The sequence below is a fragment of the Streptomyces tritici genome (assembly GCF_048500665.1).
Lineage (GTDB): Bacteria > Actinomycetota > Actinomycetes > Streptomycetales > Streptomycetaceae > Streptomyces > Streptomyces tritici.
Genome location: NZ_CP183183.1, coordinates 2,608,866 through 2,620,000, shown reverse-complemented (window position 1 = coordinate 2,620,000; position 11,135 = coordinate 2,608,866). Strand labels below are relative to the sequence as shown.

The 11,135-nt window shown below is 70.1% G+C and carries 7 protein-coding genes and 2 rRNA genes (1 of these 9 only partly in view); 4 read left to right on the top strand and 5 right to left on the bottom strand.

What is annotated here, in order from left to right; translation table 11 throughout:
- Positions 1-2,231 (top strand): 23S ribosomal RNA (locus ACNJ93_RS12030); it begins 886 nt to the left of the window's first position.
- Positions 2,232-2,306: 75 nt separating this feature from the next.
- Positions 2,307-2,423, top strand: a 5S ribosomal RNA gene (gene rrf / locus ACNJ93_RS12025).
- Positions 2,424-2,544: 121 nt separating this feature from the next.
- On the opposite strand, the gene ACNJ93_RS12020 is transcribed toward rrf, so the two are convergent.
- The 5 genes from ACNJ93_RS12020 to ACNJ93_RS12000 are packed head-to-tail and all read right to left on the bottom strand — an operon-like array spanning position 2,545 to position 7,979.
- The gene (locus ACNJ93_RS12020; protein ID WP_418957380.1) at positions 2,545-3,855 is read right to left on the bottom strand and encodes a DUF58 domain-containing protein; all 1,311 of its coding nucleotides are present in this window, start codon (positions 3,853-3,855) and stop codon (positions 2,545-2,547) included.
- 9 nt (positions 3,856-3,864) lie between these two features.
- The gene (locus ACNJ93_RS12015; protein WP_418957379.1) at positions 3,865-4,848 is read right to left on the bottom strand and encodes an AAA family ATPase; all 984 of its coding nucleotides are present in this window, start codon (positions 4,846-4,848) and stop codon (positions 3,865-3,867) included.
- Positions 4,845-6,065, bottom strand: a complete 1,221-nt coding sequence (locus ACNJ93_RS12010) for a DUF4350 domain-containing protein (RefSeq protein ID WP_418957378.1) — start codon at positions 6,063-6,065, stop codon at positions 4,845-4,847. The genes ACNJ93_RS12015 and ACNJ93_RS12010 overlap by 4 nt, the downstream gene beginning before the upstream one ends.
- On the bottom strand, positions 6,062-6,751 hold the full coding sequence (locus ACNJ93_RS12005; RefSeq protein ID WP_418957377.1) for a DUF4129 domain-containing protein: 690 nt from the start codon (positions 6,749-6,751) through the stop codon (positions 6,062-6,064). Before ACNJ93_RS12005 ends, ACNJ93_RS12010 begins: the two co-directional genes overlap by 4 nt.
- A 4-nt stretch (positions 6,752-6,755) precedes the next feature.
- Positions 6,756-7,979 carry a glycerophosphoryl diester phosphodiesterase membrane domain-containing protein gene (locus ACNJ93_RS12000; protein WP_418957376.1) on the bottom strand — a complete coding sequence of 408 codons (1,224 nt, stop codon included), beginning with the start codon at positions 7,977-7,979 and terminating at the stop codon, positions 6,756-6,758.
- Positions 7,980-8,410: 431 nt separating this feature from the next.
- Between ACNJ93_RS12000 and mtrA the strand changes: the two genes are divergently transcribed.
- Entirely contained in the window at positions 8,411-9,088 is a 678-nt protein-coding gene (gene mtrA, locus ACNJ93_RS11995; protein WP_009333493.1) for a two-component system response regulator MtrA, read from the top strand.
- A gap of 2 nt (positions 9,089-9,090) precedes the next feature.
- Entirely contained in the window at positions 9,091-11,106 is a 2,016-nt protein-coding gene (gene mtrB, locus ACNJ93_RS11990; protein WP_418957375.1) for an MtrAB system histidine kinase MtrB, read from the top strand.
- The last annotated feature ends 29 nt before the right edge of the window (positions 11,107-11,135 follow it).

Genomic DNA, 11,135 nt, shown 5'->3' with positions numbered 1-11,135 from the left:
AATCAAACTCCGTGATAGCTGGTTCTCCCCGAAATGCATTTAGGTGCAGCGTCGTGTGTTTCTTGCCGGAGGTAGAGCACTGGATAGGCGATGGGCCCTACCGGGTTACTGACCTTAGCCAAACTCCGAATGCCGGTAAGTGAGAGCGCGGCAGTGAGACTGTGGGGGATAAGCTCCATGGTCGAGAGGGAAACAGCCCAGAGCATCGACTAAGGCCCCTAAGCGTACGCTAAGTGGGAAAGGATGTGGAGTCGCAGAGACAACCAGGAGGTTGGCTTAGAAGCAGCCACCCTTGAAAGAGTGCGTAATAGCTCACTGGTCAAGTGATTCCGCGCCGACAATGTAGCGGGGCTCAAGCGTACCGCCGAAGTCGTGTCATTGCAGCAACAGGGCCAACGCCTGCTGTGATGGGTAGGGGAGCGTCGTGTGCCGGGTGAAGCAGCCGCGGAAGCGAGTTGTGGACGGTTCACGAGTGAGAATGCAGGCATGAGTAGCGATACACACGTGAGAAACGTGTGCGCCGATTGACTAAGGGTTCCTGGGTCAAGCTGATCTGCCCAGGGTAAGTCGGGACCTAAGGCGAGGCCGACAGGCGTAGTCGATGGACAACCGGTTGATATTCCGGTACCCGCTTTGAAACGCCCAATATCGAGCCCATTAATGCTAAGGCCGTGAAGCCGCCCCGGAGCCTTCGGGCAAAGGGGAGTGGTGGAGCCGCTGACCCAAGGTGGTAGTAGGTAAGCGATGGGGTGACGCAGGAAGGTAGTCCAGCCCGGGCGGTGGTTGTCCCGGGGTAAGGGTGTAGGCCGTGAGGTAGGCAAATCCGCCTCACATCAAGGCTGAGACCTGATGCCGAGCCGATTGTGGTGAAGTGGATGATCCTATGCTGTCGAGAAAAGCCTCTAGCGAGTTTCATGGCGGCCCGTACCCTAAACCGACTCAGGTGGTCAGGTAGAGAATACCGAGGCGTTCGGGTGAACTATGGTTAAGGAACTCGGCAAAATGCCCCCGTAACTTCGGGAGAAGGGGGGCCACACCTGGTGATCGGATTTACTCCGTGAGCTGGGGGTGGCCGCAGAGACCAGCGAGAAGCGACTGTTTACTAAAAACACAGGTCCGTGCGAAGCCGTAAGGCGATGTATACGGACTGACGCCTGCCCGGTGCTGGAACGTTAAGGGGACCGGTTAGCTGACTTTCGGGTCGGCGAAGCTGAGAACTTAAGCGCCAGTAAACGGCGGTGGTAACTATAACCATCCTAAGGTAGCGAAATTCCTTGTCGGGTAAGTTCCGACCTGCACGAATGGCGTAACGACTTCTCGACTGTCTCAACCATAGGCCCGGTGAAATTGCACTACGAGTAAAGATGCTCGTTTCGCGCAGCAGGACGGAAAGACCCCGGGACCTTTACTACAGTTTGATATTGGTGTTCGGTTCGGCTTGTGTAGGATAGGTGGGAGACTTTGAAGCAGCCACGCCAGTGGTTGTGGAGTCGCCGTTGAAATACCACTCTGGTCGTGCTGGATGTCTAACCTGGGTCCGTGATCCGGATCAGGGACAGTGTCTGATGGGTAGTTTAACTGGGGCGGTTGCCTCCCAAAGGGTAACGGAGGCGCCCAAAGGTTCCCTCAGCCTGGTTGGCAATCAGGTGTTGAGTGTAAGTGCACAAGGGAGCTTGACTGTGAGACCGACGGGTCGAGCAGGGACGAAAGTCGGGACTAGTGATCCGGCGGTGGCTTGTGGAAGCGCCGTCGCTCAACGGATAAAAGGTACCCCGGGGATAACAGGCTGATCTTCCCCAAGAGTCCATATCGACGGGATGGTTTGGCACCTCGATGTCGGCTCGTCGCATCCTGGGGCTGGAGTCGGTCCCAAGGGTTGGGCTGTTCGCCCATTAAAGCGGTACGCGAGCTGGGTTTAGAACGTCGTGAGACAGTTCGGTCCCTATCCGCTGTGCGCGTAGGAATATTGAGAAGGGCTGTCCCTAGTACGAGAGGACCGGGACGGACGAACCTCTGGTGTGCCAGTTGTCCTGCCAAGGGCATGGCTGGTTGGCTACGTTCGGGAGGGATAACCGCTGAAAGCATCTAAGCGGGAAGCCTGCTTCGAGATGAGTATTCCCACCTCCTTGAGAGGGTAAGGCTCCCAGTAGACGACTGGGTTGATAGGCCGGATGTGGAAGCCCAGTAATGGGTGGAGCTGACCGGTACTAATAGGCCGAGGGCTTGTCCTCAGTTGCTCGCGTCCACTGTGTTAGTTCTGAAGTAACGAACTCGCCATCGCCGGCTTGAGTTCAACTTCATAGTGTTTCGGTGGTCATAGCGTTAGGGAAACGCCCGGTTACATTCCGAACCCGGAAGCTAAGCCTTTCAGCGCCGATGGTACTGCAGGGGGGACCCTGTGGGAGAGTAGGACGCCGCCGAACAATCATTGTGGGAAAGCCCCGCACCTCATGGTGCGGGGCTTTTCTGCGTTCAGGGTCCAACTCGGCGGTAAGGGGATCTCCTCGTTACAGGAGATCCCCTTACGCATTCCTCCGAGCCTGTTCAGAGACGGCCGGCTGCCTTCAGGGCCAGGTACGCGTCCGCCAGCGCAGGGGCGAGGGTGTCCGGCGTCGCGTCGACGACCGTGACGCCGTGGCGCTGGAGCTGTTCTGCCGTGCGGAGGCGCTGGGCCTGGGCCTGGGCGCCGGCGGCGGCCTCGTACATCGCGTCGATGCTGCCGCGGGCGCGGGTCATCTCCGCCGTGTGCGGGTCGGAGACGGAGGCGACCACGACCGTGTGGCGCTGGGTGAGCTGCGGGAGCACCGGGAGGAGGCCCTCCTCGATGGGCGCCGAGTCCAGGCTCGTGAGCAGCACCAGGAGCGAGCTGCGCGGGGCCTTCGCGAGAGCGGTCGCGGCGAGGGAGCGGGCGTCGGTCTCGACGAGCTCGGGTTCGAGCGGAGCCATCGCGTTGACCATCGTGGGGAGGACGTCCGTCGCCGACCGGCCGAGGACCTGCGCGCGGACGCGGCGGTCGTAGGCGAGGAGGTCCACACGGTCGCCTGCGCGGGACGCGAGGGCCGTGAGGAGAAGGGCGGCGTCCATCGAGGCGTCGAGGCGCGGGACGTCGCCCACGCGGCCGGCCGAGGTGCGGCCGGTGTCGAGGACGATCAGGATGTGGCGGTCGCGCTCAGGGCGCCACGTACGGACGGCGACGGTGGTCTGGCGGGCCGTCGCCCGCCAGTCGATGGAGCGGGTGTCGTCGCCGGGGACGTACTCGCGCAGGCTGTCGAACTCCGTGCCCTCGCCGCGGGTGAGGACGCTGGTGCGTCCGTCGAGCTCGCGGAGCCTGGCGAGGCGCGAGGGCAGGTGCTTGCGGCTGGTGAAGGGCGGCAGCACGCGGACCGTCCAGGGCACCTCGTGGTTGCTCTGGCGGGCGGCCAGGCCCAGCGGGCCGAAGGAGCGGACGGTGACGCGGGCGGCCTTGCGGTCGCCGCGCCGGGCCGGGCGCAGGACGGTGGTGAGCCGTCGGCGTTCCCCCGGAGGAACCGTCACTTCATGGCGGGAGGCGGCCGGTTCGGTGCCTCGGGGCCAGCTGCTGGGCGGCCAGGCGTCGCGGACGTGGGCGCGGAGTCTGCGGCGCGAGGGATTGGTGACGGTGAGCTGCACTTCCGCCTCGTCACCGAGTCGAACTGACGTATCACCACTTCGGGTGAAGCGCAGCGTTCGCACTGGCGCCGCCATCGCGTAGTCGCACAGAATTGCGAGAGAGAGAGGCGCGTTCACCGCCAGCATCCCCGTCCAGCTGGGGGCGAGGATGCCGACGGGGAGCGAGCCGATGGCGGCGAGGAGCGCGGTTCGTCCGGTCAGAGCCACGTCGCTGCCTCAGCGGGGGACGGGGACGTGGGCGAGGATCGCGGTGATGACGGAGTCGGGGGTGACTCCCTCCATCTCCGCCTCGGGCCGCAGGTGGATGCGATGACGCAGGGTGGGCAGGGCGAGGGCCTTCACGTCGTCCGGGATCACGTAGTCCCGGCCGGTGAGCCAGGCCCACGCGCGAGCGGTGGACAGCAGTGCGGTGGCTCCTCGGGGAGAGACCCCGAGGGTCAGTGAGGGGGATTCACGCGTGGCACGGCAGATATCGACGACATAGCCGGCGATCTCGGGGGAGACCGAGGTCTTCGCGACGGCGGCGCGGGCGGCTTCGAGTTCGGCGGGTCCGGCGACCGGACGGACGCCGGCGGCCTGGAGGTCGCGCGGGTTGAAGCCGTCGGCGTGCCGGGTGAGGACGTTGATCTCGTCCTCGCGCGACGGCAGCGGCACGGTCAGCTTGAGCAGGAAGCGGTCGAGCTGGGCCTCGGGGAGGGGGTAAGTGCCCTCGTACTCCACCGGGTTCTGTGTCGCCGCGACGAGGAAGGGCTCGGGCAGCGGACGGGGGGTGCCGTCGACGGTGACCTGACGCTCCTCCATGGCCTCCAGGAGGGAGGACTGGGTCTTCGGAGGGGTGCGGTTGATCTCGTCGGCGAGCAGCAGGTTGGTGAAGACCGGGCCGGGCTGGAAGGAGAACTCGGCGCTGCGGGTGTCGTAGACCAGCGAACCCGTGACGTCGCTGGGCATCAGATCGGGGGTGAACTGGACGCGCTTGGTGTCGAGTTCGAGTGCGGCCGCCAGGGAGCGGACGAGCAGGGTCTTGGCGACGCCGGGGACGCCTTCCAGAAGGACGTGGCCGCGGCAGAGGAGCGCGACGACGAGACCGGTGACGGCGGGGTCCTGGCCGACCACGGCCTTCGCGATCTCGGCGCGCAGGGCCTCCAGGGAGGCGCGGGCGGCGTCCGCGTTCTCGGCGGTCGCGGGGGTCGGGGCGGTCATGAGGTGCGTACCTCTCTTTCGAGGGCGTCGAGTTGGTCAGCCAGGCGGATCAGGGCGGCGTCGTCGGCGGGAGCCGGGCCGAAGAGGAGGTCCCTGACGTCGCGGTCGCCCTCGGGCAGACGGGCGGAGACCGCGGGGAGCAGGGCGTCGGGGGCGTGGGCGGCGCGCGGGGCGACGCCGAGCAGGGGAGCGAGCCGCGTACGGGTCGCGGTGCGCAGGACGGTGGCCGCGCGGTCGCGGGCGTCGGCCCTGCGGTAGAGGCGGGCGCGGCCCTCGGTGGTCTCCGAGGCGCGGATCGCCACCGGGAGCCGTTCGGTCACCAGCGGGCCGAGGCGGCGGGCGCGCCAGACGGCGGCGAGCAGGGCGGCGACGAAGAGCTGCAGCGTGCCCCAGAGCCAGCCGGACGGGACGAGTGAGAGGAAGCCTTCGGCGACGCCGGTCTCTTCGGTCGTGTCGTCGGAGGGGCCCTCGTTGAGCGAGGGGTCGGACAGAGAGGGGAGGTACCAGACCAGATGGGTGCGGGAACCGAGGAGTTGCAGGGCGAGCGAGGCGTTGCCCTGCTCGTCGAGGCGGTCGTTGTAGAGGAGGTCGGGAGCGCCGAGCACGACGGTGTCGCCGCCGTCGGCGCCCTCGACGCGCAGGAGGGTCGGGTGGCCCTCGGCGGCGTAGCAGGTGTCGGTCCGCGCGGCGGGGAGTGTGGAGGTGTACGACTCGCCGCCGAGCAGGACGCTGCCGGCGCGCTCGGCGGGCGGGAAGGCGCAGCCGGGCTGCCGGTTCTTCACGGGGGCCGTGGAGGCGCTGGTGACGCCCGGGGCGAGGGTGCCGAGGGAGGCGGGTCCGGGGGCGAGGAGGACGGTGCGGCCGCCGGAGGCAGCGACGGCGGAGTGCAGGGTGTCCTGCTGATAGGGGGTCAGCAGGTCCGGGTTGGTGACGAGCAGGGTGGTGTCGGCGTCGGCGGCGGCGCCGGCCGCGGCCAGGGTGTCGACCGGGGTGACCGTGACGCCCTGGGCCTTGAGGAGTTCGGCGACGGCGCGGCTGCCGAGCTTGTCGGCGGAGCGCGGGTCGAGCCGGCCGTGGTGGTCGCCGGAGCGCATGGCGGCGAGGAGGATCCCGCCGATGAGGAGGATGGCGAGGCCGGCGAGCAGTCCGCGGGCGCGGGTCCACACCACGCGGGCCGGCACGGCCGTCGACGTCGGGCTGGGGGCGGTCCTGCTCATCGTGCGGCCCCCTCGGCGGCGGCTTCGAGCTTCGGCTTCGTACGCTCCAGGGCGGCGTCCAGGCGCTCCACGCGGCGGTACGCGGACTCGTCCGCGCTGCGGCCGCCGTACGTGACGTCGTCGAATGTACGGGCCGCCGCGCGCAGTTCGTCGGCGTGCTCGGGCAGGGCCCGGCCGGCCTCGGCGGCGGCCTCGTCGGAGGTGCGGCCGGGCCGGTGGTCGAGGACGGTGCGCTCCTCCAGGGAGCGGACGACGGCGCGCATCCGCTCCTGGACGGCCTGGTTCCAGTGGCCGGCGGCCGCGTGGCGGTCGGCGGCGGCCCGGTGCTCGGCGGCCGTGCGGGGGCCGTCGTCGAACAGGGAGTCCGCGGAGCCGGGAGTCCGCCGGGGGGTGCCCAGCCGCCACCACAGGGCGGCGGCCAGGGCGAGGACGACGACCACGATGGCGGTCAGGCCCAGCCAGCCACTGGTGCCGACCCCCGAGGCGGAGTCGAAGAGTCCGCCGACCCACTCCCAGAACTTGTCGAGCGCACGCTGCAGCAGGCTCGGGTCGTTCTCGTGGTACGCCGGCTTGGACAGTTCCCGTTCGGCCGCCTCGCGGGCGGGGTCGCGGGGCGTGTCCACCGGTACGTCCGTGCGGACGCGGGCCAGCAGCCGCGCCGTGATCGTTCCCCCCGTGTCGATCACCCCGTCAGCTCCCGGCGGGCTGGGGGCCGGCGGCGGGCGGCTGATCGCCCAGGCCCGCTGCCCGGGCGAGTTCGATGTCGAGCGCCTCGCGGCGGATGCGCTGGTCGACGTAGAGCAGGACGACCACGCCGGCGGAGATCGGGTACGTGATCGTGGAGCCGATCACCGCGCCGATGCCCATGACGATGAGGAAGGCCCAGCTGTACTCCGGCGCCTCGCCGCGCATCATGCTGCCGATGAGGTCGCCGTCGGCGAGGAACGCCAGGATCATGAACGGGATCTGGATGATCTGCGACACCAGGCCGGCGAGGATGGCCGTCAGGATCTGGATGCCGAAGATCCGCCACCAGGAGCCCTTGACCAGCTTCGCGGAGCGCTTGAGCGACTCGATGACGCCCCGGCGCTCCAGCATCAGCGCCGGCGACGCCAGGCTGAAGCGGATGGTCAGCCAGATGACGACGACGAACGCGGTCACCCCGCCGACGGTGGCGAGCAGGCCGCCGCCGACGCCGCCGATGAGCAGACCGGGCACCAGGCCGACCGCCAGGAGCGCCGCCGCGAGGGCCGGCAGTACGAACGTCAGGCCGAGCAGCGGCAGCAGCCGGGGCCGGGCCTCGTGCCAGGCGTCCGCGAGCGTCACGCCGCGGCCCAGGACGGCGCGGCTGATCACGACGGTGAGCAGCGCGGAGCTGATCATGGTGGCGGCCAGCATGATCAGTCCGGCGGGCACGCTGGCCAGGAGGGTGATCTGCAGGTCGTCGGCGGTCTGCGCCAGCGCCTCCGACGGGGTGGCGTCGGGGTTGGGCGCCGCCGGGGTCGGCACGAGGTAGCGCTGCACCAGGATCACGATGATCTGGGAGACCACCGCGACCGTGAGCGAGAGGGCCAGCACGGGACGCCAGTGGGTGCGCAGCGTCGACACGGCGCCGTCGAGGAGCTCTCCGATCCCGAGCGGGCGCAGCGGGATGACTCCGGGCTTGGCGGCCGCCGGGGCCTGGCCGGCCCAGCCGCCGCCCCAGCCCTGTCCGGGCTGCTGCGGCGGGACCGGACCGCCGCTGGCGCCGGTCGGCGGCGACCACTGGCCCGCGGGAGGCTGCTCCTTCGACCACTTCACGCCCGGCTCGCCCGCGTCGGCGGGACCGGCGGGGCGGGGGACCGAGGCGTCGCCGCCGTCGGAGGGATCGGAGGGCGCAGATCCGGGCGAGGCCCAGCCCGGAGTGTCGTTCACGGTCGTCCACCTCGAGTTTCGGTCGCGGGGTCGGCTCACCGAGCCGGCTCGGTCTCAGCGCCCGGCAGCCCTGCGGGGCGGCGGGCCGGCTGCCATCGTGCCACGCGGGGCCCGCCCGCGGGCGGGCCCGGGGATCTCCTCGGAGGCTCGCCCGCGCAGGTCACGGGGTGCAGACCGGGCGGAGGGCGACCAGTCCGTACAAACTCGCGGGGAGACGGGAGGAAAGGGGTGGGTGAAGGAGCGGTGATCTTCCGGCCGGTCGGGGTACGGTGCTGGCCGGCCACGGGGGCCACGGGGTGACCTGCACGCCTGACGTCGACACCCACGCACGAGGTGACCAGCGCCGGACGATCACGGGGAACGTCGGTGCCGGCGGGTGAGCTATCTCACCAGCCGCCTTGAGACTGATACGGAAATGGGATGATGTCGATATGAAGGGACGCGTTCTTGTCGTCGACGACGACACCGCTCTGGCCGAAATGCTCGGGATCGTGCTGCGGGGCGAGGGCTTCGAGCCGTCGTTCGTGGCGGACGGCGACAAGGCTCTCGCCGCTTTCCGGGAGGCCAAGCCGGACCTGGTACTGCTCGACCTGATGCTGCCCGGACGGGACGGCATCGAGGTCTGCCGGCTCATCCGGGCCGAGTCGGGCGTGCCCATCGTCATGCTGACGGCCAAGAGCGACACGGTGGACGTCGTCGTGGGCCTGGAGTCCGGGGCCGACGACTACATCGTCAAGCCGTTCAAGCCGAAGGAGCTCGTCGCCCGTATCCGGGCGCGGCTGCGGAGGTCGGAGGAGCCCGCCCCGGAGCAGCTCGCCATCGGCGACCTCGTGATCGACGTGGCCGGCCACTCCGTGAAGCGCGACGGGCAGTCCATCGCCCTGACGCCGCTCGAGTTCGACCTCCTGGTGGCGCTCGCCCGCAAGCCGTGGCAGGTGTTCACCCGTGAGGTGCTCCTGGAGCAGGTGTGGGGCTACCGGCACGCGGCCGACACCCGGCTGGTGAACGTGCACGTCCAGCGGCTGCGCTCCAAGGTCGAGAAGGACCCGGAGCGGCCGGAGATCGTCGTGACCGTCCGAGGCGTCGGTTACAAGGCCGGACCGAGCTGATCATGAGCGCAGGCAGTGCTGCTCCGAAGCCCGGGGAGCCGGGAGTCCGTACGGGGCGGACTGCCGGGTCCAGGGGCGGAGCCTCGCGGTTCGGCCGTCCGCTCCTCGGCGGAGGGCTGCTCCAGGACAGGGCACCGGGCGGACCGGTGCTCCGCCTCTTCGTGCGCTGGGTGCGCCGTCCGCTGCTGCCCGCCGTACGGCTGTGGCGGCGCAACATCCAGCTGCGGGTCGTCGCGGCGACGCTGCTGATGTCGCTGGGCGTCGTGCTGCTGCTCGGGATCGTCGTCATCGGCCAGGTGCGCAACGGTCTGCTCGACGCCAAGGAGAAGGCCGCCCAGAGCCAGGCCGCCGGCGGTTTCGCCGCCGCGCAGGACCGGGCCAGCACCGCCACCGGGCCGGGAGGCCAGGACGGCGCCCGGGCCGGTACCTCCGTGAACTGGCGGTCCGAGCTGGTCGCCATGCTCGCCAGCGGCGGCCAGAGCGCCTACAACGTGGTCGCGCTCAGCCTCGAGTCCGAGGGGGCCGCCAGCCGCGGCGCCCGCGCCTCGGGCGAGGTCGACCCCACCACCAGCATCCCCGTGGACCTGCGGCACGCCGTGGCGCAGGGCGCGGGCACCTTCCAGTCGTACACGCGGATCCACTACACCTCCGGCAAGAACTCCGAGCCCGGTCTGGTCGTGGGCAAGCGGCTCAACGACCGCGAGGGCACCCAGTACGAGCTGTACTACCTGTTCCCGCTGACGCAGGAGGGGGAGTCGCTCGCCCTGGTCAAGACCACCCTGGCGACGGCCGGGCTGTTCGTCGTCGTGCTGCTCGGGGCCATCGCGTGGCTCGTGGTGCGGCAGGTCGTCACGCCCGTGCGGATGGCCGCCGGGATCGCCGAGCGGCTCTCCGCGGGCCGCCTGCAGGAACGCATGAAGGTCACCGGCGAGGACGACATCGCCCGGCTCGGCGAGGCCTTCAACAAGATGGCCGCGAACCTCCAGGGGAAGATCCAGCAGCTGGAGGAGCTGTCGCGGATGCAACGGCGTTTCGTCTCCGACGTCTCGCACGAGCTGCGCACGCCGCTGACGACGGTCCGGATGGCCGCCGACGTCATCCATGAGGCCCGCAGCGACTTCGATCCGGTGACCGCGCGCTCGGCGGAGCTGCTCGGCGACCAGCTCGACCGCTTCGAGTCGTTGCTCGCCGATCTGCTGGAGATCAGCCGCTTCGACGCCGGCGCGGCCGCGCTGGAGGCCGAGCCGATAGACCTGCGGGAGGTCGTGCGGCGGGTCATCGGCGGCGCGGAGCCGCTGGCGGAGCGCAAGGGCGGCCGGATCGTGGTCGTCGGCGACGAGCAGCCGGTCGTGGCCGAGGCGGACGCCCGACGGGTCGAGCGGGTGCTGCGCAACCTCGTCGTCAACGCCGTCGAGCACGGCGAGGGCAAGGACGTGATCGTGCGCATGGCGTCGGCCGGCGGCGCGGTCGCCGTGGCCGTGCGCGACTACGGCGTCGGTCTGAAGCCCGGCGAGGCGACGCGCGTCTTCAACCGCTTCTGGCGGGCCGACCCGGCCCGTGCCCGTACCACCGGCGGCACCGGCCTCGGCCTGTCCATCGCCGTGGAGGACGCGCGACTGCACGGCGGCTGGCTGCAGGCGTGGGGCGAGCCGGGCGGCGGTTCGCAGTTCCGGCTCACGCTGCCGAGGACCGCGGACGAGCCGCTGCGCGGTTCCCCGATCCCGCTGGAGCCGGAGGACTCGCGTCGCAACCGCGAGCAGGCCGCGGCCGGGGCCCCCCAGGGCGACGCCGGCCGGGTCCGGCGGGCGGCCGTGCCGTCCCAGCCCGGCGGCGAGCGCCCCGGACTGTCCGTACCCGTCGCCCTGCCCGGGCCGCCGCGGCTGCCCCGCGAGGCGGCCGACCCGACGGCGCTGCCGGGCGGGGTGTCCCGGGTGGTCGCGCGGACGGGCGGCGAGACCGGTGACATGACGAGGACGCCGTCGGTGGCGGAGCGGGAGGACAGCAGCAGTGGGGGCTGACACCGGACGCCGGGCCCTTGGCCCGGCCG